This is a genomic window from Thermodesulfobacterium geofontis OPF15, from assembly GCF_000215975.1.
In the GTDB taxonomy this organism is placed as follows: Bacteria; Desulfobacterota; Thermodesulfobacteria; order Thermodesulfobacteriales; family Thermodesulfobacteriaceae; genus Thermodesulfobacterium; species Thermodesulfobacterium geofontis.
The window spans coordinates 1,510,678-1,536,178 of sequence record NC_015682.1 but is presented as its reverse complement, the minus strand read 5'-3'; the positions used below and the strand labels follow the sequence as shown (position 1 = coordinate 1,536,178).

The 25,501-nt window shown below is 29.3% G+C and carries 24 protein-coding genes, 1 tRNA gene and 1 other RNA gene; 20 read left to right on the top strand and 6 right to left on the bottom strand.

All coding sequences use genetic code 11. The features are described 5' to 3' along the window. Positions 1-3 precede the first annotated feature (3 nt). From pdxA to TOPB45_RS07825, 13 genes are all read left to right on the top strand, one after another. Positions 4-951 carry a 4-hydroxythreonine-4-phosphate dehydrogenase PdxA gene (pdxA, locus tag TOPB45_RS07880; RefSeq protein WP_013910308.1) on the top strand — a complete coding sequence of 316 codons (948 nt, stop codon included), beginning with the start codon at positions 4-6 and terminating at the stop codon, positions 949-951. 47 nt (positions 952-998) lie between these two features. Then, the gene (locus TOPB45_RS07875) at positions 999-4,664 is read left to right on the top strand and encodes an AsmA family protein (protein WP_013910307.1); all 3,666 of its coding nucleotides are present in this window, start codon (positions 999-1,001) and stop codon (positions 4,662-4,664) included. After that, the gene (locus TOPB45_RS07870) at positions 4,639-5,406 is read left to right on the top strand and encodes an RluA family pseudouridine synthase (RefSeq protein ID WP_013910306.1); all 768 of its coding nucleotides are present in this window, start codon (positions 4,639-4,641) and stop codon (positions 5,404-5,406) included. The genes TOPB45_RS07875 and TOPB45_RS07870 overlap by 26 nt, the downstream gene beginning before the upstream one ends. A gap of 23 nt (positions 5,407-5,429) precedes the next feature. Next, positions 5,430-5,627 carry a hypothetical protein gene (locus TOPB45_RS07865; RefSeq protein WP_013910305.1) on the top strand — a complete coding sequence of 66 codons (198 nt, stop codon included), beginning with the start codon at positions 5,430-5,432 and terminating at the stop codon, positions 5,625-5,627. Further along, a complete protein-coding gene (argS, locus tag TOPB45_RS07860; RefSeq protein ID WP_013910304.1) occupies positions 5,608-7,260 on the top strand; it encodes an arginine--tRNA ligase in 1,653 nt (550 codons plus the stop codon). Before TOPB45_RS07865 ends, argS begins: the two co-directional genes overlap by 20 nt. Before the next feature lie 14 nt (positions 7,261-7,274). After that, complete coding sequence (locus TOPB45_RS08690) at positions 7,275-7,922, top strand: SPOR domain-containing protein (RefSeq protein WP_013910303.1); 648 nt, start codon at positions 7,275-7,277, stop codon at positions 7,920-7,922. Between the two features lie 5 nt (positions 7,923-7,927). Next, a complete protein-coding gene (locus tag TOPB45_RS07850; protein ID WP_013910302.1) occupies positions 7,928-8,377 on the top strand; it encodes an N-acetyltransferase in 450 nt (149 codons plus the stop codon). A gap of 81 nt (positions 8,378-8,458) precedes the next feature. Further along, positions 8,459-8,779, top strand: a complete 321-nt coding sequence (locus TOPB45_RS07845) for a TusE/DsrC/DsvC family sulfur relay protein (protein ID WP_013910301.1) — start codon at positions 8,459-8,461, stop codon at positions 8,777-8,779. Between the two features lie 82 nt (positions 8,780-8,861). After that, complete coding sequence (locus TOPB45_RS08685) at positions 8,862-9,278, top strand: ComEA family DNA-binding protein (RefSeq protein ID WP_013910300.1); 417 nt, start codon at positions 8,862-8,864, stop codon at positions 9,276-9,278. 4 nt (positions 9,279-9,282) lie between these two features. After that, entirely contained in the window at positions 9,283-10,740 is a 1,458-nt protein-coding gene (locus tag TOPB45_RS08680; protein ID WP_013910299.1) for a YcaO-like family protein, read from the top strand. Positions 10,741-10,786: 46 nt separating this feature from the next. Next, positions 10,787-11,147, top strand: a transfer-messenger RNA (tmRNA) gene (ssrA, locus tag TOPB45_RS08835). A gap of 180 nt (positions 11,148-11,327) precedes the next feature. After that, a complete protein-coding gene (locus TOPB45_RS07830; protein ID WP_013910298.1) occupies positions 11,328-11,729 on the top strand; it encodes a ferritin-like domain-containing protein in 402 nt (133 codons plus the stop codon). 98 nt (positions 11,730-11,827) lie between these two features. Continuing rightward, positions 11,828-12,406, top strand: a complete 579-nt coding sequence (locus TOPB45_RS07825) for a superoxide dismutase (RefSeq protein WP_013910297.1) — start codon at positions 11,828-11,830, stop codon at positions 12,404-12,406. Here TOPB45_RS07825 and TOPB45_RS07820 read toward each other — a convergent pair. From TOPB45_RS07820 to mnmA, 6 genes are all read right to left on the bottom strand, one after another. Next, positions 12,407-12,479 (bottom strand) — tRNA-Arg (locus TOPB45_RS07820). It abuts the gene before it with no gap. Position 12,480: 1 nt separating this feature from the next. Continuing rightward, complete coding sequence (locus TOPB45_RS07815) at positions 12,481-12,921, bottom strand: dUTP diphosphatase (protein ID WP_013910296.1); 441 nt, start codon at positions 12,919-12,921, stop codon at positions 12,481-12,483. Beyond that, a complete protein-coding gene (locus TOPB45_RS07810) occupies positions 12,918-13,547 on the bottom strand; it encodes a redox-sensing transcriptional repressor Rex (protein WP_013910295.1) in 630 nt (209 codons plus the stop codon). Before TOPB45_RS07810 ends, TOPB45_RS07815 begins: the two co-directional genes overlap by 4 nt. A gap of 7 nt (positions 13,548-13,554) precedes the next feature. Then, positions 13,555-14,685 carry an S-methyl-5-thioribose-1-phosphate isomerase gene (gene mtnA, locus TOPB45_RS07805; protein ID WP_013910294.1) on the bottom strand — a complete coding sequence of 377 codons (1,131 nt, stop codon included), beginning with the start codon at positions 14,683-14,685 and terminating at the stop codon, positions 13,555-13,557. Beyond that, entirely contained in the window at positions 14,682-16,112 is a 1,431-nt protein-coding gene (gene gatB / locus TOPB45_RS07800; RefSeq protein ID WP_013910293.1) for an Asp-tRNA(Asn)/Glu-tRNA(Gln) amidotransferase subunit GatB, read from the bottom strand. The genes mtnA and gatB overlap by 4 nt, the downstream gene beginning before the upstream one ends. A 62-nt stretch (positions 16,113-16,174) precedes the next feature. Beyond that, positions 16,175-17,197, bottom strand: a complete 1,023-nt coding sequence (mnmA, locus tag TOPB45_RS07795) for a tRNA 2-thiouridine(34) synthase MnmA (protein ID WP_013910292.1) — start codon at positions 17,195-17,197, stop codon at positions 16,175-16,177. 86 nt (positions 17,198-17,283) lie between these two features. On the opposite strand from mnmA, the gene TOPB45_RS07790 reads away from it, so the two are divergent. From TOPB45_RS07790 to priA, 7 genes are read left to right on the top strand one after another with little or no spacing between them, the layout of a single operon-like run. Beyond that, positions 17,284-19,026, top strand: a complete 1,743-nt coding sequence (locus TOPB45_RS07790; RefSeq protein WP_013910291.1) for a YcaO-like family protein — start codon at positions 17,284-17,286, stop codon at positions 19,024-19,026. A gap of 15 nt (positions 19,027-19,041) precedes the next feature. Further along, positions 19,042-19,476 (top strand): NIL domain-containing protein, encoded by a 435-nt coding sequence (locus TOPB45_RS07785; RefSeq protein ID WP_013910290.1) that lies wholly within the window; start codon positions 19,042-19,044, stop codon positions 19,474-19,476. 53 nt (positions 19,477-19,529) lie between these two features. Next, complete coding sequence (locus tag TOPB45_RS07780) at positions 19,530-20,621, top strand: type IV pilus twitching motility protein PilT (protein ID WP_013910289.1); 1,092 nt, start codon at positions 19,530-19,532, stop codon at positions 20,619-20,621. 3 nt (positions 20,622-20,624) lie between these two features. Further along, positions 20,625-21,788, top strand: a complete 1,164-nt coding sequence (locus TOPB45_RS07775) for a type IV pilus twitching motility protein PilT (protein WP_013910288.1) — start codon at positions 20,625-20,627, stop codon at positions 21,786-21,788. Further along, positions 21,785-22,243: a hypothetical protein gene (locus TOPB45_RS07770; protein ID WP_013910287.1), complete on the top strand. Its 459-nt coding sequence runs from the start codon at positions 21,785-21,787 to the stop codon at positions 22,241-22,243. Before TOPB45_RS07775 ends, TOPB45_RS07770 begins: the two co-directional genes overlap by 4 nt. A gap of 8 nt (positions 22,244-22,251) precedes the next feature. Beyond that, positions 22,252-23,133, top strand: a complete 882-nt coding sequence (locus TOPB45_RS07765) for a UTP--glucose-1-phosphate uridylyltransferase (RefSeq protein WP_013910286.1) — start codon at positions 22,252-22,254, stop codon at positions 23,131-23,133. Next, positions 23,133-25,487, top strand: coding sequence for a replication restart helicase PriA (gene priA / locus TOPB45_RS07760; protein ID WP_013910285.1), 2,355 nt, complete (start codon positions 23,133-23,135; stop codon positions 25,485-25,487). Before TOPB45_RS07765 ends, priA begins: the two co-directional genes overlap by 1 nt. Positions 25,488-25,501 lie beyond the last annotated feature (14 nt).

Sequence of the window (25,501 nt, the reverse complement as noted above, 5' to 3'; positions counted from 1 at the left end):
TTTATGAGATTTTTTAAGATAGCTATTTCAATGGGATGTCCTGCAGGAATTGGTCCTGAAATTATTGTGAAAGCTCTTGATTATTTTAAAAAAGAAAATCCCTCTATTTTAAAAAATATAGTAATAATAGGAGATAAAAAGGTTCTTTTAAATATTTCTAATAATCTTGGATTGTCCATTCCTAAGGAAGTGGAAATAGATTCTCTTTCTCATCTTGATATAATTCCTGGTAAACCAGATTTAGAAGGTTATAAAGCTATGGCTAATTATTTTAAAAAAGCTATAGAATTAGCAAAAAATAAAGAAATTCAAGCTATTGTTACAGCCCCTATTAGTAAAGAGGGCCTTAATAAAATAGGAATTAATTATTCAGGACATACAGATTGGTTAGCTAAGGAGTTTAATGTAGATAAATATGTAATGGCTTTTTATGGAGAAAAAATGATAGTTTCCTTAGTAACCATACATATTCCTTTAAAGGAGGTTTTCCAAAATATAGATATTGAAAAAATAGTTAATACCGCAAGACTTTCTTACGGATTTCTAAAAAAACTCAAAGTTGAGAATCCTAAAATGGCTATTTGTGGACTAAATCCTCATGCCGGAGAAGGTGGGATTTTGGGTGACGAAGAAAAAACTATTATAGAAAAAGCTGTAGAAAAATGTAAAAAAGATGGCATCCCTCTTTATGGACCCTATCCTTCAGATAGTTTATTTTATTGGGCTTATAAAGGAAAATTTGATTTAATTATTGCTCTTTACCATGATCAAGGCTTAATTCCTTTTAAACTCATTCATTTTGAAGATGGAGTAAATGTTACCTTAGGACTCCCAATTATTAGGACCTCTCCCTGTCATGGCACAGCTTATGATATTGCTGGTAAAGGAATAGCAAATCCTAAAAGCTTTATTTCAGCGATAAATCTATCTCTAAAACTTCTTTCTAATTAAAATAACTCTTGCCTCTTTCAATAAAATAAGATAAAATTTTTCAAATTATGTTTAAAAAAGTTGCCTTTATTTTTTTAGGATTTTTTCTTTTTTTAATTTTAAGTTTTTTCTTAATAATTTTAAACTTTAATTATCTTTTAAATAATCCCCAAATTAAAAATAGGTTCTCAAATTTTTTAAAAGAAAACTATAAAATAGAGCTAAATTATGATGAAATTAAAGTTAAAATTTTACAAAAAAAAGCCTTTATTAAAAACTTATCTTTCAAATCTCCTCAATATGAGTTATTTTTACCAGAGGGAAATTTTATTTTTTCCCTCCCTAAAATTTTAAAATTTAATTTTATTCCCAAAAAAATAGAAACTAAAAATGCCTATTTAAAAATTTACAAGACCGAAAAGCCCTTTCGTTTAAAAGACCTTGTGGAAACTTTTTCAAAGTTACATCCTTTATATTTAAATGCAAATAATACAAATTTGGATTATGAAACACCCTCAGGATGGGTCAAATTTAGAAATTTAAATTTAAAACTTAGAGTAGATAAAAATCAAGCTTTATATGAACTAACTTCTAAAGCAGACCTATTTGAAAGCATAAATTTTAAAGGAAGATTTAACTATAGGAATCTTTTTTCTGAAAATTCCTTAGAGATCAAAAATTTAAATCTATCTAATTTAAAGAAAATAGCTGAATATGGGATTTTAAGGACTTCTTTAGACATTAAAAGTGAAATAGTTTTTGAAAAGGATACCCTTAATTTAGCCTTTGTTATATCAAATCCTTATGTATTTTTAAAAAGAGCTCCCTCTGAAAAATTATTAGGTGGTTATATAGAGGGTTTGATAATTTCTAATAAAGCTCAAACAAAGATTGATCTTAATCCTTTAATAATAAATTATCCTAAAATAAATGGATCTCTTGATTTAGTCAAAGATAAAGGAGGATATAAGGTTTTAGTAAATGCTAAGGAACTTAATTTTTCAGATATTGAAAGCCTTTTAATAAAGATTTTTCCTGAAAATAAGGATGTAAAGGAATTCTTAAATGTTCTTAGGGGAGGGGAATTTTACCATATAAAAATAGAAACCTCAGGGAAAAATATAGAAGATATTTTTCAAATTAAGAATTTAACTTTAAAAGCAAATCTTAAGAAAGGAAAAATTAGAATCTCAGAACTTCCTTTTGATTTTGAGGATATTCAAGGGGAAATTAGTTTAGAAAAGGGGGTTTTGAATTTTGAAGGAAATGCTTCAATAAATAAAGATGTTGCTTTAAAAATAAAAGTTTTAAATTTAGATTTTAACAAAAAAAATCCAGATTTATTTATAGAGGGAAATTTTTACAGTTCTGCTAAAGATTTCATAGATATTTTATCCCTTTTTATGGAAAATCGTGAATATTTTAAAGAATATGAATTTAATGGAAGATTAGAAGGAGCTATAAAACTAAAGGGTGAAATAACAAATATAAAAGGAGAAATTGGTCTTCTTCTGAACAATCTCTTAGTTAAAATCCCCTATTATAAAAAAGAGATTCTAATAGAAAAAGGAAACTTAGTTTATGATTTCAATAAAATCTTTGCTAAAAACATTTTTCTTTCTTCTAAAGATGTATATATAAAAGATTTAACAGGAGAGCTCTCTTTAAAAAATTTAGATATAGATATGCTTGCTAAGGAAGTATGGATTTCTCAAGAATTTGTTGAAGAACTTAGTAAGAAAAACGAGAAAATAAAGGATCTCATTTCTAAATATAATGTTTCCTTTGATGGGATATACTTTGATTATCTTAAATATAAAGACAATTTAAATTTTCTTAAAAACAAAGATTCTTCAGAAGTGGATTTTTTAAATAAAGATCTTATAGCTAAGGGTAATGTAAAAAATATTTCCTTTCAAGTTCCCTATGAAAAAGAAATCTTTGATTTAAAAACAGAAAACCTTCCTTTTCAATATGAGAAAGGAGAACTTACTTTTGATGATACCTTAGTTAAAGTGAAAGATTCATTTTTTAAAGTTAGAGGAAAAATCAATAATAAAAAAATTGTTGTAGAGGGGAATGGGGAACTAAATAAAGAGTTAAAAAATAAGCTCGAAAAGTTTTCAAACGTATTTCCAGAAGTTTCTATAAAAACTCCAGTTAAATTTAAAAACTTTAAAGTTATTTATGATAATGGCACAATTTCTTATTTAGGTGATCATGAAATATCTGAACATAATCTTAATTTAGATTTGAATCAGAAAAAGGATTATTTGAGCTTAAATGCTTTATTTTTGGATCAAACTTCAGATTTAAAGATTCAAATAAAGAGGCAGTCTAATCAAACAGATATAAAAGCAAATGGTAAACTTGAGCTTAAAGATTTATCAGAGGTTTTTGATCTTAAAAAACATAGCTTTTCTGGAAAATTAGAAACATCTTTAAATTTAAGCATTCCTAATAAATTAGAAACTAAAAATATCAAAAATTTGTTTGATTTTTATTTAACTTCCCATTTAATTTCTCAAGATAGCTATTTAAAACTTGATAATCTTAAATATTTTTATAATGGTACTCCTATTTTTTCTGTAGATCTTCTGGGGAATTTTACTGAGGAAAAGTTAAAGATAAATGACTTTGCTTTAAAATGGAATAGTCATCAGATAAAAGGAGATTTTACACTTAGTAAGAAAAAAAATTATCTTTATTTAAGTGGAAATTTATCTGGTAAGGATGCAGATTTAAGAAAACTTATTAAAAAAGAAAAACCCTCAGAAAAACCTAAAGATATTTTTCAAATTTTGGATGAAATTCCTTTAGTGATTAATATAAACCTTCATGTAGACAATTTGATATTACCTACCTCTCATCAATTTGAAAATATAAATGGAGAATTGATTTTTGATAATAGAAATAAACTACTTATGGTTGAAATACCTAATTTTCATTTTTGTGGGCTTAATGGACAGGCTATATATGAAAAGACTTCCAATTCTCAATATACCTTTGTAGAGGTTTTTCCTTCAAAGGGTGATTTTTTAGATCTATTTTCCTGTTTATATCCTGAAGAAATGCCTGAAGCAATTTTAGAAGGACCCTATAAATTAAAGGGCTATTTTTATGCAGAAGGAGATAAGGAAAAACTTATTAAAAAAAGTGAAGGGGTTCTTGAAATAACTTCAAATAAAGGATATATATATAGAGTTCCTGTTTTAGCAAAGGTTCTTGCATTTCTCAGTCCTATAGATCTATTTAGAGGAAAGGTAACTAATTTAGAAAACAATCTTCTTGAATATGAGGAACTTAGTATAAACACTACTATTGAAAATAGTACTTTAAAATTAGACAATGGATTTTTATCAGCAATTGGTTTTAGACTTTTTGGAGAAGGAATTGTAGATTTATCTAAAGAAAATTTAAATCTTACTTTTTATGTATCTCCCTTTAAAACTATAGATGTAATTATAGAAAAAATTCCCTATTTAGGAAAATTAATTCTTGGGAAACCGAGAATGCTTGTTTATTTACCTTTACAAGTGACAGGTTCTTATAGAAATTATAGTATTATTCCTTTGCATCCAAGTAGTATAGGTAAAGGAATTTTTGACTTTATTTTTAGAATTTTTGGTATCCCTGAAGAATTCTTCCAAAAGGCGCCCCAAACCAAGGGATTACAGAAACAAAAAATGTTAGAGCTTAAAGAAAAATATGAAAAAATTGAAGAAAATCCCTGAAATCATTTATGAAGATAAATATATTCTTGTTGTTTATAAACCACCAGGACTTGTTGTTCAGGGAACAAAAAGAAATGAAGAATCTCTCTTAAAGATTTTAAAAGATTTTATAAAAGAAAGAGATAAAAAACCTGGGGATATATTTTTAGGTGTAGTACATAAATTAGATAAAAAAGTTTCAGGGATATTAGTATTTGCAAAAAGAAGTAAGTCAGCAAAGAGACTTTTTGAAAGCTTTCAAAAAAAAGAAGTTATTAAGTTATACATCGCAAAAGTTGAGGGTATTTTAGAGGGAGAAGGGATATGGGAAGACTATTTATTGTGGGATAATATAAAGAGAAGAGCTATTGTTTTAAAAAGAGTCTCTGAAAATGCTAAAAAAGCTATTACCATCTATTCTACTCTTTATTCTCTTGGGAAGGAAACTTTTTTATTATTAATGCCTTTTACAGGAAGAAAACACCAGTTAAGAGCAGTTTTATCGAAAAAAGGATATCCTATTGTTGGAGATACAAAATATGGATCAAAAAGAAAAATTTTAAATGGAAAAGCTATACTTTTACATTCCCTTTATCTAAGCTTTCCTCATCCTATGAGTAAAGAAAGGCTCGAATTTTGGGCGAATATACCAGATTACTTCTCTTTTGATGTTAAATATGAAAATAAAATTTTTGAAATTATTAAAAGGATGTATAAATATTGGGATGGTGTAAAATATAAAGCAATTGATGTTTTAAAATAAAAACTTTGGAGGAAGGTTAAAATATGGAAAAAAATAATAATCAAGAAAAAGAACTACCTATTCTTTGTGCTACATGTGCTTGGAGAAGTGTTTGTGTCAAACAGTTTTCCTTTGATAGCACCGCTCCTATAAAGTGTCCCGATTATACTCCAGATCCAGAACTTTTAAAAGAACTTAAAAAAGAGAAAAAGGAGTTAGAAAGTGATAAAAAGAAAGATTAAAGAACTTATTGAGGAAGCTATCAAAGAACTTTTTGGAGAAATAGGAGAGCTTGTTTTTGAAATAGAAAAACCAAAAAAAGAAATTTATGGAGATTATGCTACTAATGTAGCCTTAGTCTTAAAAAATAAGCTAAATTTTTCTCCTATGGAAATAGCTAACAAATTAGCTTCAAAACTTAAAGAAAAGACACCTATTTTTTCTCAAATAGATGTAGTTAATCCTGGTTTTATAAATTTTTGGATTTCCCCTCAATATTATATAGAAAATTTAAAGAAGATTTTGGAATTAAAAGATGAATATGGAAAAATAGATTTGGGGAAGGGAAAGAAAGTACTTATTGAATTTGTTTCAGCTAATCCTACAGGACCTCTTCATATAGGTCATGGTAGAGGAGCAGCTTATGGTGATTCATTGGCAAGGGTACTCAACTTTACAGGGTATAAAGTAACCAAGGAATACTACATTAATGACAAAGGAACTCAAATGGATATTTTGGGGGAATCGGTTTATTTAAGAGCCAAAGAACTTTCAGGAGAAAATATACAATTTCCTGAAGATTACTATAAAGGAAAGTATATTTATGATATCGCTAAAGAGGTCCTTAATTTATATCCAGATTTGATTTTTATGGAAAAAGAAAAAGCTATCAAAGTTTGTAAAGAGTTGGCTATAAAATTGATTTTAGAAGATATAAAAAGAGACCTTGAAAATTTTGGAGTTTTTTATGATAATTGGTATTCAGAAAGTTCCCTTTATGAAAATAGTAAAGTGGATAAGGTTCTAAATATTTTAAAAGAAAAGGGATTAATTTATGAAAAAGAAGGAGCTTTGTGGTTTAAAGCTACTCTTTTTGGAGACGAAAAAGATAGGGTTCTAATACGTTCTAATGGAGAAGCTACTTATTTTACTGGAGATATAGCTTATCATTATGAAAAATTTATGGAGAGAAATTTTGATATAGCTATAAATATATGGGGTGCTGATCATCATGGTTATATTAGCAGATTAAAAGCAGCTTTACAAGCTTTTGGAATTGATCAGGAGAGATTAAAAATACTCCTTATTCAAATGGTTAATTTAATTGAAAGCGGAGAGAAAAAGAGCATGTCTACTCGTGAAGGAGAATTTTTAGAATTAAAAGAATTGGTAAAAGAAGTTGGTGTTGATGCAACAAGATTTATTTTCCTTTCCAGATCAGCTGACTCCCCTTTAGATTTTGATCTTGAACTTGCAAAAAAACAATCTCAAGAAAATCCAGTTTATTATGTACAGTATGCTCATGCCCGTATTTGTAGTATCTTTGAAAAAGCAAAAGAAAGTGGTATAAATGAAATATCTTGGAAAAATGTAGATTTTAAAAAAATTAATGAAAAAGAAGAAATTGAATTGTTAAAAAAATTTGAAGAATTTCAAGAAGTGATAGAATCTGCTTCTCAATCTTTAGCACCTTATAAAATTACCTACTATCTTCTTGAACTTGCTAAACAGTTTCATGAATACTATTCTAAATATAGAATTTTAACAGAAGATTTGTCTCTTACTTATGCACGTCTTGGTTTATGTTTAGCTTGCAAAATAATTTTAAAAAATGGATTAGAGCTTTTAGGAGTATCAGCTCCTAAAAAAATGTAAAAAGGGGGTAGGGGATGGAAGAAAAAAAAGTTAAAATTGAAGTTAGTAGATTAGCTTTGGTTTTTATTATCTTATTTGGTTTGTCTCTTTTAATTTGGAGTTTTGTAATAGGGGTATGGGTAGGAACTAAAATAGAAAAGAAGGCACAAAAAGAAGAAATAGTACTAGAACAACCTGTTCCCTCTCAAGCTCCAAGTACCCCTCCAGTGGTTTTATCAAATGAAACTACACCACCCCCAGCACCTTCAGTATCAAATGAGACTACCCCACCTGCACCTGTAAAAATTTCACCACCTCCATCTTCTGAAAAACCGGTTAAAGAAGAGATTGCTAAAAAAGAAGTTCCAGTAGAACAAAAAAAGAAAGCTAAGTATCAAAAAAAAGAAGTAGCTAAAATCGCTACTCAGATTAAAGAAATTCCTACAGTATTTTATTCTGTTCAAATAGGTGCTTTTTCAAAAAAAGAAATTGCTGAAAAATTAAAAGATAATGCTATATCCAAAGGATATAAAGCATTTATGAAAGAATATAAAACTAATGGTGAAATTTTATATAAAGTATATGTAGGAAAATATTCAACTAAAGAAGAAGCAAAAAAATATATTACCCAAATAGCCAAAGATTTGAATGTAGAGCATCCTTTTGTAACCGAAATAAAATAATTTTAATGTTAAGAAAAGCTAAAATTTCAGATATTAAATATATTTATAGACTTATATTACATTTTTCCAAAAAAGGAGATGTATTGCCTCGTCCCTTAGCAGAACTTTATGAACATTTAAGAGATTTTTTTGTTTATGAAGATAAGGATTTAATCGTAGGTGCTTGTGCTCTTCATATTTGCTGGGAAGATTTAGCAGAAATAAGATCTTTAGTAGTAAGTGAAGAATATCAAAAAAGAGGAATAGGTATTCAATTAGTAGAAGCTTGTATAGAAGAGGCTAAAATTTTAGAAATTCCAAAAGTATTTGCTTTAACCAGAGTACCTGAATTTTTTGAAAAATTGGGGTTTAGAAAAATAACTAAAAATGAGTTACCTCATAAAGTTTGGGCTGATTGTATAAGATGTAGTAAATTTCCAGAATGTGATGAGGTACCTGTAATTAAAGAAATTTAAAGATTTTACAACTCTTGACAATTTTTTAAAAATATATAAAAATATATTTCAAATGAAAAAATTAAAAAGGGAGGTGGTTCTATGCCAATAGTAGAATGGAAAGGTAAGAAATTTGAGGTTGATGAGGATGGTTTCTTACAGGGTGGTTTAGATGAATGGTGTCCAGAATGGGTAGATTATGTAAAACATTTAGAGGGTATTCAAGAGCTCACAGAGGAGCATTGGAAATGCATTAAATTTCTCCAGGATTATTACAGGAAAAATGGTGTTGCACCCATGGTTAGAATTTTTTCTAAAGTGACTGGCTATCCTTTAAAGAAAATTTATGAACTCTTTCCTTCTGGTCCTGGTAAAGGTGCTTGTAAAATGGCAGGTCTTCCTAAACCAACAGGTTGTGTATAATTAAGTTATCAAATTAAAAATTTCCTATATAAGGGGAGCAAGAAGTTTTTATACTTCTCTCCCCTTATATAACTTTTTATAAATGTTTTCTTTTATTAAATCAATTTTTATAGTTATTTTATTTTTACTTATTCCTTTTTATTCTTTTTCTACAAACAAAATAGATATTAATCAGGCTACAGTTGAAGAGTTAGAAAAACTACCTGGAATAGGTCCAAAAATAGCCAAAAATATTGTTGAATATAGAGAAAAAAACGGCCCCTTCAGGTCTATTGAAGAGTTATTAAAAGTTAAAGGAATAGGTCCCAAAAAGCTTGAACAAATTAAGAAATATTTAAAAATTAATAAAGAAAAAACAAATTCTCCAGATATTTCTAAAGAGCAAGAAAAGTCTTTAGAAATTTATTATTATAAAGACGAAAAAGGAATAATTCATTATACCCAATTTCCTGAAACTGTACCTGAAAAATATAGAAATACTCTTAAAAAATTAGAATAACTTTATGCTTAAGTCTTGTCTTAAAAAATATACCTATGCTCAGGAAAAAGCTTGTTCTCCCATTGAAACAATAGAAAAAGTCTTTAAAAAACTTAATCAAACTGAAAAACCTATCCTCAAAGAAGTTTTAAGGATAGATAATTTAGATAGAATAGGTATACCCGTATATTTATATAGAGTCGAGGAAGAAATAAGTAAGAGTTTGGGAGTAGGAGATAGTTTTGGTAAAGGTATAACTCCTGAACAAGCAGAAGCAAGTGCCCTTATGGAATTGATAGAAAGGTATAGTAATTTCTCTTTTTTATTAAATGCCAATCCCTTTATAGATTCCTATATTAACCTAAAAGGAAATACTATACCTCTTGAATCTTTACTTTTTCCCTTACATAGTGTTTTTAGAGAAAATAGCTTCTTAGAAGAATTAAAAAATATTAAATTGCGTTGGGTTGAAGCTTATGACCTTATAGAATCTAAAAAAGTAATCTTCCCCTTATACTGGTTTTATAGAATTTATGGAACAACAGGTTGGGCAGCAGGAAATACCTTAGAAGAAGCAACACTTCAAGCTTTATGTGAAATTATTGAGAGACACTGTATCTCTATCGTTATGGAGGAAAGATTAGAAGTTCCTACTATTGAAATTGATTCTATCGAGAATCCATTGATAAAGGATTCACTAAAAAAAATTTTATCTTCAGGAATTGAAATATTTATAAAAGATTTTTCTTTAGATTTAGGGGTTTCTACCGTAGCTATAATTGCTTATGATTCATTAGCTCCTACACCAACTCTTAAAGTTTATGGTGCTGCAGGTACCCATCCTAATCCAAATATAGCTTTAATAAGAGCTATAACTGAGTTAGTTCAACATAGAGCTCAAGTTCTCTATCGAGAATTTATTTTAAATAAACCCGGAGGACCTACATTTTGTTTTTTAAAATTTAAAGATTTAGATGATGCTAAATTTTTATTAAAAGGGGGAAAAATTTCATTTGAACACTTACCTTATTTTTCTCATCCAGATTTTAAAGTAGAAATAGAGTATATTTTGAATAAAATTTCTAAAAAAGGATTAAAGGCATATTTAGTAGAAACAACTCATCCTATGCTTGGGATTTCTTCTGTAATTGTTCATATTCCTGGAGCTAGGCTTAATCGTCCCAGTACAAAGCTTCATCCCTATTTATTGATTGCTCGGCAACTTATGGATATTGAATTTTATAAAGAAGCTTTATTTTATATTGAAAAAGCTTTTGAAGAAGCTCCATCTTATAAAAAGCTTCCTCAAATTCTTTCCCAAGCAGCAACCTGTGCGAAATTAGCAGGGGAATATAAAAAATCAATGGAATATTATGAGAATTTGCTTGAGATCTATCCTCAACTTATAGGTTCATCTAAATTTGTTAATGAATTTATAAATATTGTAGAGTCATTTTTTGCCGATTCTAATATTAAAGCTTGAAATTTATAAAAAAAGGGTTATTTTAAATTAAAGTTCTTTGAAAAATGGGGGCGAAGAGGGCTCGACGGGGATAGGTAGGGTTAAACTGCAGGCCGTGGTCGCACCCCCCACGTTAAATAGGGTGCAAAAACACAACTGCCGACGAATACTCCTACGCTTTGGCAGCTTAATAGAAAAAGCTGCCACGCATCTTTAGACCTTGCCTGTGGGTCTAAAGGTGTGTGACCTAAACAGGCTTTGGCTAAAGGAATTGGTAGGGTTCCTTTAGCCGAGAAAAAAACCTACCTGGTAGAAAGCTTAGGTGCCTGTGCCTGGCTTTCTACGAGAAATCAAAACACAGGCTAAGCCTGTAGAAGTTTAACCTGAACTATCTCCGGACGCGGGTTCAATTCCCGCCGCCTCCACCAATATTCTTTCCCATAGTTAAAATCTTTCATATTACCCCTTAAATCTTCTTATTTTTAAAAATTTGTGTTTCAATTTGTTTTTAAGCTTTTGATCCACAACCAAATATATTAACTTGACTTTTATTTATTTGTTTTTTATAATTTTTTTAATTTCAAAATGATTATTTTAAGGAGTTCTTCATGTCTGAAAAATTATTAGAAGCACTTTTAAAAGCTGAAGAATTAGAATTAGAAGAATTAGAAGGGAAACAATTTTATCTTAAAGCAGCAGAGAAAACACTTATTCCTTCAGTTAAAGAATTATTTAAACATCTGGCTTATGAAGAAGATCTTCATTCAGAGAAAATAAGAGAAATTTACCAATTTTTTCAACAAAAAAAGAAGCTACCTCAATATATTACTAAAGTGTCAAAAAAGCAATTTAATCCAGTTTTTGATCTAAAACAGCTTGAAAAGGTAGCAGGAGTTGAAACTGACATTGCAGCTTTGGAAGAAGCTTTAAGCTTTGAGGAAAAATCTGTAAAATATTATCAAAAACTTTCTGAAAAAATTAAAGATCCTAAGGTTAAACGCTTCTTTTAAAAGATCCCACCTCTTGGCATACTTTTAAAGAACATTGGGGACTTGAGGGAGCTTGATTCTTGGTTTATAAAATAAAAAAATTAGAGGGGGGATAAAAAATGTATGAGGCAAAAGACTATTCTAAGTTAGTTGGAATGAAAGGTTTTAGCGAAATTCTTTTGAAAAATCATTTTACTTTATATAATGGATATGTTACTAACTGTAACAAGTTATTAGAAGCACTAATGAAAATGTTTGAAGAAGATGAAGTTGGGACTCCAGAATTTGCAGAACTTAAAAGGAGATTGGGTTGGGAGTGGAATGGTATGCGTCTTCATGAGCTTTATTTTGAAAATTTAGGAGGAAATGGAATTTTTCCTCAAGAGGGAATCCTTTCTAAACTAATAAATGAGCAGTTTGGAAGCTTTGAAAATTGGAAAAAAGAATTTATAGGTATTGGTTTGATGCGTGGGATAGGTTGGGTTATTTTGTATCAAGATATTTACACTGGTAAATTAATAAATTTTTGGATAAATGAACATGATATAGGGCATCCAGCAGGGGGTAACCCTCTTTTAGTTATGGATGTTTTTGAACATGCCTATATAATTGATTATGGGCTTAAAAAGAAAGACTATATTAAGACTTTTTTTGATAATATTAATTGGAATGAAGTTGAAAAAAGAATTATAAAATAATGAGCCTGGGGGGATTTGAACCCCCGACCTTGGGGTCCGGAGCCCCACGCTCTATCCTCTGAGCTACAGGCTCATTATTTCCAACCCCCAGTAGATCCAAATCCGCCTCTTGAAGAAGATTTAGGAGGAATAGGTATTTCTTCTATTTCAGGATTTCCGATTTTAATAAATACAGCTTGAGCTATTTTTTCATGAGCCTTTACGATCACTTTCTCTTTTCCTAAATTTAATACAGGAATTTTTATCTCATCCTCTTCTCCACAATAGTCAAAATCTATAATACCAGCAGAATTTGGCATTATCAAGCTTTTATTTTTAAAAAGAGAAGATCTTGGGAAAATAAAAAGGGCATAAGGAGGTTCTGTTTTTATTACCAGGCCTGTTCTAATAAGAACAAATTCACCAGGCTCTATAGAAACTTCTTCCAAAGCAAATAGATCATATCCTACAGATTGTTCAGTGCTCTTTTTTAATATTTGGGCTCTGGGATCTTTTTTCCAAACTTTTATTTTCATAAGCTATTTTTTAAAAAATAAGATAATTTAGTTAAAGGCATAGAAAAAGAAAAATTTTCAATCTTTATTTCTTGATTTTCTACAAAAAGAGGTACTTTACTAAGATTTAAAATAGCTTTTATGCCTTGATTTATGAAAGCTTCCAAAAAAATTTCTGGATTCTCTTCTGCAGTAATTACACCTATATCTACTTTTATTACGTTTACTACTTGAGGTAATTGATTTAGATTATAAACTATAATGCCATTATATATTTTACCAATGTTTTCTTCTTTTGTATCAAAGGCAGCTAAAAAATAAAATCCTTCTTTTTGTAAAATTTTATCTTGCAAAAGAAATATTCCTAAAGGGCTTAACCCCCCTAAAATTAGATTCCATTCTTGAGCTCTTCCTAAGAAATTTTTAAGACTGAATTTTAAACTTTTAACACTATACCCTACACCTTTAGTACCTAAGGATCCTACAAAACTTAAATCTTTTCTTAACTGAGCAGAATTTACACCACAATTTTTAGCTAAATCTTCAGAACTTATAAAATCTATCTTCTTTTTTTCAAGAGCTTCCAAAACTTTTAGATAAATAATTAATCTTTCTAAAGTATTTTCTGGAGTATCTTTTACTTTCATTATTTCTTTAAGGAGTTATAAATTTAGGAATATTTTCTTCATAGGGTGGGTAGATAATACCTTTTTCTGTTATAATAGCAGAAATTAATTCATTAGGGGTTATATCAAAAGCTATGTTATAAGCTTTAGCTTTAGAAGGAGCAATTTTACTTTTATGACAGGTTAAAACCTCTTTAGAAGGGCGAATTTCTATAGGAATTTTTTCTCCTTTTTCTATACTTAAATCAAAAGTAGAAGAAGGAGCAGCAACATAAAAAGGTATATTGTGAAATTTAGCTAAAACTGCTAAAGAATAGGTTCCTATTTTATTAGCTGTGTCTCCATTTTTTGCAATTCTATCAGCACCTACTATTACTGCAGAGATTTCTCCTTTTTTCATAAGAAAACCTGCAGCATTATCAGAAATTAAAGTATAAGGAATTTTTAATTTGTAAAGTTCCCAAGCAGTAAGTCTTGCACCCTGTAAAAAAGGACGAGTTTCATCTACAAAGATTTTTATCTTTTTATTTTTTTCATAAAATTTTCGTATAATTCCTAAAGCTGTTCCATATCCACCAGTTGCTAAAGCACCTGTATTGCAATGGGTGAGTATACCTCCTTCTGGAAGAATATCCTTTCCATAATCAGCTATAGCTAAATTAGCTTCTATATCTTCCTTCCATATTTTAAGTGCTTCTTTTTCAAGTAACTCTTCAAGTTGTTTAAGTTCAGACTTATTTATTTTTTCTTTAAATTTCTCAAGGAAATTAAGGGAAATTTTTCTCATTCTTGAAACAGCCCAAGAAAGATTTATGGCTGTAGGACGCGCGGTAACTAAAAGATTGCTTATTTTTCCTATTTCCTCTTCTACTTTATGAATTAAAATTTCTTCGCTTTTTAAAGAAGATAAAAAATTTTTAAATTCTATAACAAATCCAATTGCTGAACAAATTCCTATAGCAGGAGCTCCTCTTACTACCATTTCTTTGATAGCAGTTCTTATTTTGTTAAGGTTATCACAAAAAATGTATTTTTCCTCTAAAGGAAGTTTTCTCTGATCAAGGAGATAAAGCCCTTTTTCTGTCCAGAACCAAGCTTTTATTGAATCAGCTTTATCAGGTTCTTTTAAAATTTCTTTTTTCAAGAAAGAAGGTTTCATTTTTCTAAGAGCTCAGTCAGGATTTTATTAACTATTTTGGGATTTGCTTTACCTTGTGTTTTCTTTAAAACTTGTCCTACAAAGAATCCTATAATGCCCTTTTTACCAGCTCTATATTTTTCTACTTCTTTAGGATTTTCTGCTAAAACTTCTTCACAAATGAATCTCAATTTATCTTCTGAACTCTCTTGAATTAGCCCCTTTTCTTCCACAATCTTTCTTGGTTCAATTCCTTTCTCATATACCTCCGGAAAAATTTGTTTTGCAATGGTTATAGAGATTATTCCCTTTTCTACTAAATCAAGTAATTGAGCAAGAATTTCGGGTTTGAGATTTGTTTCACTAATATCTTTTCCATCACGGTTTAAATACCTTAAAACTTCTGTAAGCATGAAATTAGAAATGCTCTTAGGATTAGGATAGATTTCTACTGTTTTTTCAAAAAAATCGGCTAAATTTTTTTCTTCAATTAAAATGTCCACTTCATAAGGCGTTAAAAGATAAGTTTTTAAAAATCTTTCTTTTTTTTCTTGAGGAAGTTCAGGGAGTTCAGTTTTAAGTTTTTCAAGAATTTCTTCATTTATTTGGATTTCTATTAAATCTGGATCAGGGAAATAACAATAATCATGAGCCTCTTCCTTTCCTCTCATAGGATGAGTAGTTTGTGTAGTCTCATCATAGAGTCTTGTTTCTTGGATAATCTCTTTACCTTCCATAAGAAGACCTATTTGTCTTTTTATTTCATAACTTAAAGCTCTTTCTATATGTTTAAAGGAGTTCATATTTTTTAATTCTACTTTAGTTCCAAATTTATCACTCCCTTTTGGTTTAACAGAAACATTTGCATCACATCTTAGACTCCCTTCTTCCATATTCCCGTCACATATTTCAAGATATCTTAAAATTCTTCTTAACGTTTTTAAATAAACTACTGCCTCTTCAGGAGAAGAAATTTCTGGAGCACTTACAATTTCAAGAAGAGGAACCCCGGCTCTATTAAAATCTACGTAAGAATAAGGTTTCTTTTCATCGTGAATTAATTTACCTGCATCTTCTTCCATATGTATCCTTACCAAACCTATTTTCTTTCTATTTCCATTTATTTCAATTTCAACAGCTCCACCTTCTGCAATAGGTATTTCATATTGAGAAATTTGATAATTTTTGGGAAGATCAGGATAAAAGTAAGTTTTACGAGCCATAATAGATTTTAGATTTATTTTGCAATTAAGTGCTAAAGCTAATTTCAAAGCATATTCAACAGCTTTTTTATTTATTACTGGTAATACTCCAGGAAGACCTGTACAAACGGGACAAATTTGTGTATTAGGAGGATTTCCAAATTTAGTGGAACAGGAACAAAACATTTTTGTTTTTGTACTAAGCTGAGCATGAACTTCTAAGCCAATTACTGCTTCAAATTCCATAGACTTTTCCCTTTTAAAAATAAAATCTTACCTTTTTTCTTTTTTCTGTCAACCTAAAACAATTATTTTATTGCTTTTTTAATTACACCTCCTCCAAGTAAAAATTCATCTTCATAAAAAACACATATTTGTCCAGGTGTTACCCCTTTTACAGGAGTTTCAAATAAAACTTTATATTCTTCATCATTTTTAATTATATCTTTAACTTTCGCTATAGGCGCTTTATATCTTATCTGAGCTGAAGGATTTGTCCATAAATCTAAAGGAAGGTGAAAATTCAGATCCTCTAAAATAAGTCCTTTGGAAAATAAATCTTTTTCATCTCCTAAAACTATTTTATTTTCGTTAAAGTCTAAATCAATAATATATAAAGGTTTACCAAAAGGTATTCCAAGTCCCTTTCTTTGTCCAATAGTATACCAATGGATACCTGAATGGGTACCTATAATTTTATCTTTATAAACAACAAAGCCCTTTTTTTCTGGGAGATAAGTAGATAAAAATTCTTTTAAAGTTTTGTTTTTTAAAAAACAAATGTTTTGTGATTCTTTATAATCCAAAAATTTAAATAAATTTTTTCCTAAGGATTTAACTTCATCTTTAGTAAAATCTCCTAAGGGGAAAATTAAATAAGGAATAATTTCACAATCTATCAAGGCTAAAAAATAGGATTGATCTTTATTTTTATCCTTTGCTCTTTTTAAAAGAGGGTTTCCCTTATAATTTTCTATTTTTACATAATGACCTGTGGCAAATTTTTCTATTTTTAAATTTTTAATAGACCATTCTAAAACCTTACCAAATTTAATTTTTCTATTACACCAAGCACATGGATTCGGTGTTAATCCTTTAGCATAAGAATCTACAAAATAAGAGATGATTTCTTTTTTAAAAAATTCTTTTAACTCTAAAACATAATGAGGTATATTGAGGAAATGAGAAACATATTTAGCTTTTTCAATAGTTTCCTTTTGAGATTCAAAAAGTTCAAAAGTAATACCTATAAGTTGATAATTTCTTTCTTTTAAAATGTAAGCAGTTATTGCACTATCGATCCCACCACTTAAAGCAACTGCTATTTTCATTTTTAATATTAGAGATATAATATTTTAGAAAATTAATCAAAAATTATACTATAACTTTTTTAAAATTTAAAGTTTTTGGTGGATTGATGAGAGAATTGAGGGAAAAATTTTTAAAAAGTTCTAAAAAAGTTATAGCTGATAAGGCTAAATTTCCAGAAGAAACAGTAAAAGAAGTAGAAGAAAGGCTAAAATTAGCAGGAATTAGAATTTATAAGGGGCTTAAAAGAATTGATAAAGGGAGATTAGGGATTCCTATTTATTTAAGTCTCTATGACATAGATGGACAAAAAATTACCGGAAATTTTAAACAAATGGGGAAGGGAAGCACAGAAACACTTTCCCAGGCAAGTGCGCTTATGGAATTAGTGGAAAGATTTTCTTTATTTTCTTTCTATAAAGAAATTCAAAAAAAGGGGATATTAAGTACTTTTGAGGAATTAAAAGAAAAGGCTATCCCTTTTAATGAAATTTTAAAATCTGTAGAAGATGAAGAATCGGAAGATATTAAAAAATTAGCTATTAAATATTTAAAAGAAGTTCCTTTTTATTTTGTTAAAGCTTTTGAAGTAGCCACACAAAAAGAAAAATTTATCCCTTTCCACTGGTTTTGGCTTCTTTATGAATACAATGGTTCTGCAGGAGGAAATACCTATCCTGAAGCAAGTGTTCAAGCAATATGTGAATTAATAGAAAGACATACTAATACTTTATCTGTTAGGAAAAACGCACCTATGCCTGCTATAAAAAGAGATTCTATTCAGGGAGAAGGAGAAAAATTAATAAATTGTTATGAAAGATTAAATATAAAATTGTGGATAAGAGATATGACTTTTGGTATGCCAGTTCCTACAGTAGCTGTAATGGCTATGGATCCTTCTACCTATCCTGAAAGGAGTGAAATTGTGTATGCAGCAGGAACAGCAACTTCGCCTGAAAGGGCATTAATAAGAGCTTTAACAGAAGTTGCTCAACTTGCAGGAGATTTTGATACAGAGGGCAAATATGTAGAAAGTGGACTTCCTAAATTTAAAACACTTGAAGAAGCTAAAAATGTTATTGAATGGACTTACCAAGTTGATCTTAAAGATCTACCTAATATATCTTCTGAAGATCATGTAGAAGAAATGCTCAATCTTTCCCAAAAATTGAAAGAAATTGGTTACGAAATTTATTTAATAGATATCACCCATCCTCAACTAAATATTCCTGCAGTTTATGCAATAATTCCTGGAGTTCTTTTTAGAGAAAGAACTCGCATTTCTTATCTTTACCAAATGGTGAGAACTTTGAATTTATATTTGCCAAAAGAAAAATTGAAAGAACTTCTTTTATCTCTTTTAAAAGAAATAAAAGACAAATACTATCTCTGGGCTTATTTAGGGAATATTTACAAAGAGATAGGTAGAGAAAATGAAGCTATAGATTGTTATCAAAAGGCTTTAGAATTTTTTCCTCCACCAGCAGATAAATTAGCCATAATTTCACACCTTGCAGATGCCTATTTTAGAAAAGGAGAATATGAAAAAGTTTTAAATTTAGTGGCAATGGCTTTAGAAATAGATGAAATTCCAGAACTTTATAATATTTTAGGAAGAGCTTATTATAAGTTAGGAAATTATTTAAAAGCTATGGAGGCATTTTCAAGGGCAATAGATCTAAATCCTGCTTCAGCAGTTGATTATGCAAATATAGGATATTGTTTAAAAGCAATTAATTATCTACCTGTTGCTCAAATTTATTTTAAAAAAGCTCTTGAAATTGATCCAGAATTGACAATGGCTAAAAGAGGTTTAGAATATTGCGAAAGGATTCTTAATTCTAAAAATTAAGGAGGAGGTAGAAAATTGATATATAAAAAGGGTTTATATTTAAAGTTTCCTCCAGATATTGTAGATAAACCTATAGTTTATAAATTAGTAAAAGATTATGACCTAATTTTTAATATTTTAAAAGCAACTATCACTCCTGGAAAAGAAGGAATTATGATAATGGAATTAGAGGGAACACCTGAAAAAGTTAAAAATGGTTTAGAGTATCTAAAAAAGATAGGTGTTGAAGTAAAACCTTTAGAACAGCAGATAATTAAGAATGAAGAGGTTTGTATACAGTGTGGTAGCTGTACAGCTGTATGTCCTACATCTGCACTTTATGTGGATAGAGAATCTTTTAAAATTCTTTTCGATCCTCAGAAGTGTACAGCTTGTGAATTTTGTGTAGCAGTTTGTATCACTAAAGCTATGGAAGTTCATGTAGAAAGTAGCACCCAAAAAATTTTATAAAAATGCTTTAAAAGTATTGACTTTTATAATTATCAAAGTATAAATCAATAGATATGGCTAAACTTGATCCCTTTTTTAGATTAATGGTTGATACACAAGCTTCTGACCTTCATCTTTCTGCAGGGAATCCTCCTCTTTTGAGGGTCCATGGTGAACTTCAAAGAGTTAAGTATAAAGTATTAGAGGAAGATGAATTAAGAGAAATGCTTTATGAAATAGCTTCAGAAGAAATTATAAAAAAATTCGAAGAAGAAGGAGAAGTAGACTTTGGATATGAAATTCCTGGGCTTGCGAGATTTAGAATTAACTATTTTCGTCAAAGAAAGGGTATTGCAGCAGCTTTTAGACTTATTCCAAATAAAATTAAAACCGTAGAAGAATTAGGTCTTCCTCCACTTTTAAATAAACTTGCACTTTTACCAAGAGGACTAGTTTTAGTAACTGGTCCTACAGGTGCTGGTAAGTCAACTACTCTTGCAGCGATTATAGATTACGCGAATAGAATGCGTTATGACCATATTATTACTATTGAAGACCCTATTGAATTTGTACATGAACCTAAGAATTGTTTAATTAATCAAAGGGAAGTTGGAGTTCATACAAAAAGCTTTGCCAATGCTTTAAGAGCAGCTTTAAGAGAAGATCCTGATATAATTCTTGTAGGTGAAATGCGTGATTTAGAAACTATAGCCCTTGCTATTGAGGCTTCCCTTACTGGTCATTTAGTTTTTTCTACTTTACACACTATTGGTGCAGCTCAAACTGTAAGTAGAATAATAGATGCTTTTCCTCCCCAGGAAAGAGACCAAATAAGAGTATCTTTATCTGAAGCCTTAAGAGCAGTTGTTTCTCAAACCATGTTTAAAAGAATTGATAAACCAGGAAGAATAGTTGCTGTAGAAATAATGATAGCCACCCCTGCCATTAGAAATCTTATAAGAGAAAATAAAATTCATCAAATTCCATCTCTTATTCAAACAGGCAAAAAATATGGAATGATATCTTTAGATGACTGTATTATGGATTATTTAAATAAAGGATATATCTCTCCTGAAGAAGCTTTTATAAAAGCTATAGATAAAAGCAGGTTTTTGCCTTTTATTCAAGATAAAGAAATTGCTGATTTTACTGAAATCCCAGGCTAAGAAATGTTAACAGAATTTGAAATTAAAGAGCTAATTTATAGATTAGCTAACTTAGAACCAGGTATTTCTGATATTTTTATTTTCTCTGGTTACCCCTTACAAATTGTAGTTTATGGAAAAGTAAAATCTATTTATTTTGATGATTTTCCTATAGAAAAACTTTCTCCCTTTCAAGTTGAGACTATAGCCTTTAATATGCTTAAAGAAAATCCCCATTTATTTAAAAAACTTCTTAAAGATGGATATGCTGATCTTTCATATTTTTTAGATGATGATACAAGATTTAGAGTAAATATATTTTCCCGTCAAAGAACCTATAATATTGTAATGAGAAAATTAGAAAGCAAAGTTAAATCTATAGAAGATTGGGGATTACCCAAGGTATTTTATAAAATTGCCCAAGAAAAATATGGGGTTGTTTTAGTAACTGGTGCAACAGGACAAGGGAAAACCACAACCTTAGCTGCTATTCTTCATGAAATAAATAAAAATGAAAATGTTCATATTATTACTCTTGAAGACCCTATTGAGTATATTCATCAGCCTATAAAAGCTACCATAAATCAAAGAGAACTTGGTACAGATTTTAGTTCCTATGCTGAAGGGTTAAGAGCAGCTCTAAGAGAAGCTCCTCATGTGATATTAGTAGGAGAAATTCGCGACAGAGAAACTATGGATATAGTTCTAACTGCAGCAGAAACTGGGCATTTAGTATTTTCTACTTTACATACTATAGGTGCATCACAAACACTTAATAGAATTTTGGGTTTTTATTTACCAGAGGAAGAACATACTATAAGATACAGATTGGCAGGTAGTTTGAGATGGATTATAGGCCAAAAACTTCTTCCTAAAATTGGAGGCGGAAGAATCCCTATTTTTGATATTTTATATAATAGTCTAAGAGTTAGAGAAATAATTATGACTGGGGAAAAAGAGGGTAAAACTTTTTATGATGTAATGACCCAAGGAAGTGCTTTTGGAATGAGAACTTTTGACCAAGACCTTATAGAGCTTTATAAAAAAGGGCTTATAGAAGAGGAGATAGCTATTATGCATGCTATTAGAAAAGATAAAGTAAGCAGAGAAATAGATTTAATAAAAAAACTAAAAAGTATAGAAGAAACAGAAGCTTTTTTAGAATTGGGTGAAAAAGGCGTTAAATGATAGAATATCAAGATTATCTTATTCAAAAACCTTTATGCTTAATCTATTGGAATTTAAACTCAAATTATGATATCCTTAAAAATTATTTTTCAAAAAATTTTGAGATTAGACAAATAAAAACTATAAATGATTTAAATTATTGGTGTAAAGTAGCAGAGGTAAAAGTATTAATTTTCGGAGTAAAGGATTTGGAAGAGATAAAAGAAATGGTCAAGTTTATAAATGAAAAACTTCCTATTTATAGAAGAAGAGAGATATTTTTAATTTATGTTTTGCCTAAAGCAAAAACTTTAGAACCCAAAGAGACTTTTTTGTTAAGTGCTAATTTAGTTGTTTCAGAAGAGCACCTTTCTAATTTTGAAAGAATATATGAAAAGGCTTTTCAATATTGGTCAGAATTGTATAAAGATTTTAAACAAGTTTACGAAAATTTTAAAAAGGAAGTCCCAATCTAAAAAGTTTTATGATAAGAAAAGCAGTTATTCCTGTTGCTGGACTTGGCACAAGAATGCTTCCTATAACTAAAGTAGTTCCTAAAGAACTTCTTAACATAATAGATAGACCTACCATAGAATACATAGTTGATGAGATTATATCTTCGGGAATAACTACACTTATATTTATTATTTCCCAAGGAAAAGGGGGAATTATTGATTATTTTGATACCAATCTAAATTTAAGAAGTTTTTTGAAAGAAAGAGGGAAATTAGACCTTCTTAAAATAGTAGAGGAAGTAGAGGAAAAGATAAAACATTTAATAGAAGTGCGACAGAAAATTCCTGAAGGGCTTGGGCATGCTGTACTTATGGCTGAAAGGGCTGTTGAAAATGAACCCTTTGCAGTAGTATTAGGAGATGACTTGGTTGATGCAGAGATTCCTTGTCTAAGACAGATGATAAATATTTATAATCTTCTTTCTAATAAAACTAAAAATCACAGCATTATTGCTGTGGAAGAGGTTTCTAAGGAAGATATTTCCAGATATGGAATTATTGATGGGGAAAGAGTAGATAATAACTTAATAAAAATAAAAAAAGTTATAGAGAAACCTTCTCCAAAAGAAGCTCCTTCAAATTTAGCTATTATAGGAAGATATATTTTCGACCCAGTTATTTTTGATTTTCTAAAAAAAATTCCTAAAACTCACGGAGAATATCAACTTACTGATGCTATTCAGTTAATGATAGAAAATGGTTATGAGGTTTATGCTTATTTATTTGAGGGAATGAGATTTGATACAGGAAATAAAGAAGGATTTTTTAGAACAATTCTTCATTACGCTATAAAAAATCCCAATTTAAAAGAAGTTTTGATAAGATTCGTAAATGAAAGAAAAATTTGTTAATGTATTTAGTTGATGTTGTATTACCTCTTCCTCTTTATCAAAGTTTTTCCTATCTAAGTAAAAATTTACTTATTCCTGGAATAAGAGTTTTAGCTCCTTTTAGAAATTATCTTTTAATTGGAATAGTAAAAAATTGTTTTAAGGTAACAGAAGAAGCACTTTCTCCTAAAATAGAATATAAATGGATAGAGGAAATTTTAGATACTTCACCCTTAATTCCTCCAAATCTTTTTGATTTTTTAGATTGGGTATCTCAGTATTACCTTACCCCTATAGGCCTTGTTTATAAAATTGCTTTACCACCTGGAATATTCTCTTTACCTAAAAGAAGAATCTACCTCACTGAAAAAGGGAAAAAAGCAATAAAAGAGGGCTATTTACCTGAGAGCTATTCTTTTATTAAAAGAAAGGGATATAGTTTGAAATATTTTATAAAAAAATTTGGAATCTCTTTAAAAGAGATAAACAGATTTAAAGAAGAAGGATTTCTTACTATAAAAGCGGAATTTCCCCAAACTAAAATTCCTACAGAAGTGTTTATAAGACTTAAAGAATCTAAAATTGAGGATCCTCTTTTAGAAGAGGAAATTATAAGATATCTAAAAGAAAAAACAGAGGTTCCTGAAAAAATTTTAAAAAAGAGATTTTCTCTAAAAGAAATAAAGAGATTGTTAGAAATGGGCATATTAGAAAAGGTTGAATACCCCAAAATTAGAAAAATAATGCTTTCTTTAGAAATTCCTAAGGAATACAAACTTACGCCTCAACAAAAGGATGTTTTTGAAGGAATTAGAGCTTTGGTTATTCAAGGAGTATTTAAACCTATTTTTCTCTATGGAGTCACAGGAAGCGGGAAATCTTTTATTTATATAGAAATTATAAAAGAGGTTCTAAAAAGTGGAAAAAAAGTTTTGGTTTTGGTTCCTGAAATAGCATTAACTACTTATATGGAGATGTTACTTTTAAATTATTTTAAAGACAAAATCGGACTTCTTCATAGCGGACTTTCTCCTTCTGAAAGACTAAATGAATGGATGAGAATATTGAGAGAAGAAGTTCATATAGTAATAGGAACAAGATCGGCTATATTCGCTCCTATCCAAAATTTAGGTCTTATTATTGTTGATGAAGAGCATGATCCCTCTTATAAAGAAGAAAATTTAGCTTGTAAATATCACGCAAGAGATTTAGCCTTAATTAGAGGGAAAATAGAAAATATTCCTGTAATCCTTGGCTCTGCAACACCAAGTATTAAAAGTTTTTATTTTGCCAAAAAAGGAAAATATCATCTTTTTACATTAAAGGAAAGACCCTTTGCCAGTTTACCAGAAATTACTTTTGTTGAAAACAAACCTCCTAAACTTATTTCAGAAGAACTTAAAAAAGAAATAGAAAAAACACTTAAAAAAGGAAAATCAGTTTTTCTTTACTTAAATAGAAGAGGATATGCACCTCTTGTTGAGTGTGTGGAATGTAGTTATATATGGGGTTGTCCTAATTGCGGAATCCCTCTTACCTATCATAAGGAAGAAAAGGTGCTTTTATGTCATTATTGTAATTTTAAAATAAGCTCTTTAACCGTTTGCCCACAATGTGGAGGATTTAAGATGAAATTTAGAAAAGCAGGTACTGAAAGGGTAGAAGAAGAAATTAAAAAAATTTTTCCTAAAGTAGAAGTTATAAGATTAGACAGAGATGCGGTAAATACTGAAAGAAAATTAGCGCAGATATTGGAGAAGCTTTACAGAGCTGAGCCTAAAATTATTGTAGGAACTCAGATGGGAGTTCACGGACATAATTTTCCAGAAGTAGATTTGGTTAGCATCTTAAGAGCTGAAGAAGGTTTATTTCTTCCTCACTATAAATCTGGAGAAAGAACCTTTCAACTCTTAATACAAGCAGAAGGAAGAGCAGGAAGAAAAAAAGAAAAAGGGAAAGTAATTTTACAAAGTTCTATAAAAGATCATTATGCTATAAAGTACGCTTTGGAGCAAAATTATGAAGGATTTTTTGAAGAAGAGATTAAACTTAGAAAACGATTTCTTTTTCCTCCCTTTGTAAGACTTGTTTTAATAAGAATTGAGGGAATAAAAGAAGAAAAGGTAAAAGAAAAATGTATAGAAGCTAAAAGATATCTAGAAGATTTATTTTTAAAAATGGATATAAAAAATGTAGAAATTTTAGGTCCCGCCCCTTGTCCTTTCAGAAAATTAAAAGGCTTTTATAGGTGGCATATTATTTTAAAAACAAAAAACTACAAATTATTAAATAAGGCATTATTCGAATTTTTAACAAAATTTAAAGTAGTAGGATTAAAACTGTCTGTTGATGTAGACCCAGAAGATTTATTATAAATATTTACTTTTTT

Coding starts and splice junctions, on each gene's coding strand:
- mtnA (WP_013910294.1), bottom strand. CDS start 14,685: ATGAAACCTTCTTTCTTGAAAAAAGAAATTTTAAAAGAACCTGATAAA.
- TOPB45_RS07875 (WP_013910307.1), top strand. CDS start 999: ATGTTTAAAAAAGTTGCCTTTATTTTTTTAGGATTTTTTCTTTTTTTA.
- TOPB45_RS08690 (WP_013910303.1), top strand. CDS start 7,275: ATGGAAGAAAAAAAAGTTAAAATTGAAGTTAGTAGATTAGCTTTGGTT.
- TOPB45_RS07775 (WP_013910288.1), top strand. CDS start 20,625: ATGTTAACAGAATTTGAAATTAAAGAGCTAATTTATAGATTAGCTAAC.
- TOPB45_RS07790 (WP_013910291.1), top strand. CDS start 17,284: ATGAGAGAATTGAGGGAAAAATTTTTAAAAAGTTCTAAAAAAGTTATA.
- mnmA (WP_013910292.1), bottom strand. CDS start 17,197: ATGAAAATAGCAGTTGCTTTAAGTGGTGGGATCGATAGTGCAATAACT.
- TOPB45_RS07770 (WP_013910287.1), top strand. CDS start 21,785: ATGATAGAATATCAAGATTATCTTATTCAAAAACCTTTATGCTTAATC.
- TOPB45_RS07845 (WP_013910301.1), top strand. CDS start 8,459: ATGCCAATAGTAGAATGGAAAGGTAAGAAATTTGAGGTTGATGAGGAT.
- TOPB45_RS07815 (WP_013910296.1), bottom strand. CDS start 12,921: ATGAAAATAAAAGTTTGGAAAAAAGATCCCAGAGCCCAAATATTAAAA.
- TOPB45_RS07865 (WP_013910305.1), top strand. CDS start 5,430: ATGGAAAAAAATAATAATCAAGAAAAAGAACTACCTATTCTTTGTGCT.
- TOPB45_RS07830 (WP_013910298.1), top strand. CDS start 11,328: ATGTCTGAAAAATTATTAGAAGCACTTTTAAAAGCTGAAGAATTAGAA.
- TOPB45_RS07825 (WP_013910297.1), top strand. CDS start 11,828: ATGTATGAGGCAAAAGACTATTCTAAGTTAGTTGGAATGAAAGGTTTT.
- TOPB45_RS08685 (WP_013910300.1), top strand. CDS start 8,862: ATGTTTTCTTTTATTAAATCAATTTTTATAGTTATTTTATTTTTACTT.
- TOPB45_RS08680 (WP_013910299.1), top strand. CDS start 9,283: ATGCTTAAGTCTTGTCTTAAAAAATATACCTATGCTCAGGAAAAAGCT.
- gatB (WP_013910293.1), bottom strand. CDS start 16,112: ATGGAATTTGAAGCAGTAATTGGCTTAGAAGTTCATGCTCAGCTTAGT.
- pdxA (WP_013910308.1), top strand. CDS start 4: ATGAGATTTTTTAAGATAGCTATTTCAATGGGATGTCCTGCAGGAATT.
- TOPB45_RS07810 (WP_013910295.1), bottom strand. CDS start 13,547: ATGAAAGTAAAAGATACTCCAGAAAATACTTTAGAAAGATTAATTATT.
- priA (WP_013910285.1), top strand. CDS start 23,133: ATGTATTTAGTTGATGTTGTATTACCTCTTCCTCTTTATCAAAGTTTT.
- TOPB45_RS07765 (WP_013910286.1), top strand. CDS start 22,252: ATGATAAGAAAAGCAGTTATTCCTGTTGCTGGACTTGGCACAAGAATG.
- TOPB45_RS07870 (WP_013910306.1), top strand. CDS start 4,639: ATGAAAAAATTGAAGAAAATCCCTGAAATCATTTATGAAGATAAATAT.
- TOPB45_RS07850 (WP_013910302.1), top strand. CDS start 7,928: ATGTTAAGAAAAGCTAAAATTTCAGATATTAAATATATTTATAGACTT.
- TOPB45_RS07780 (WP_013910289.1), top strand. CDS start 19,530: ATGGCTAAACTTGATCCCTTTTTTAGATTAATGGTTGATACACAAGCT.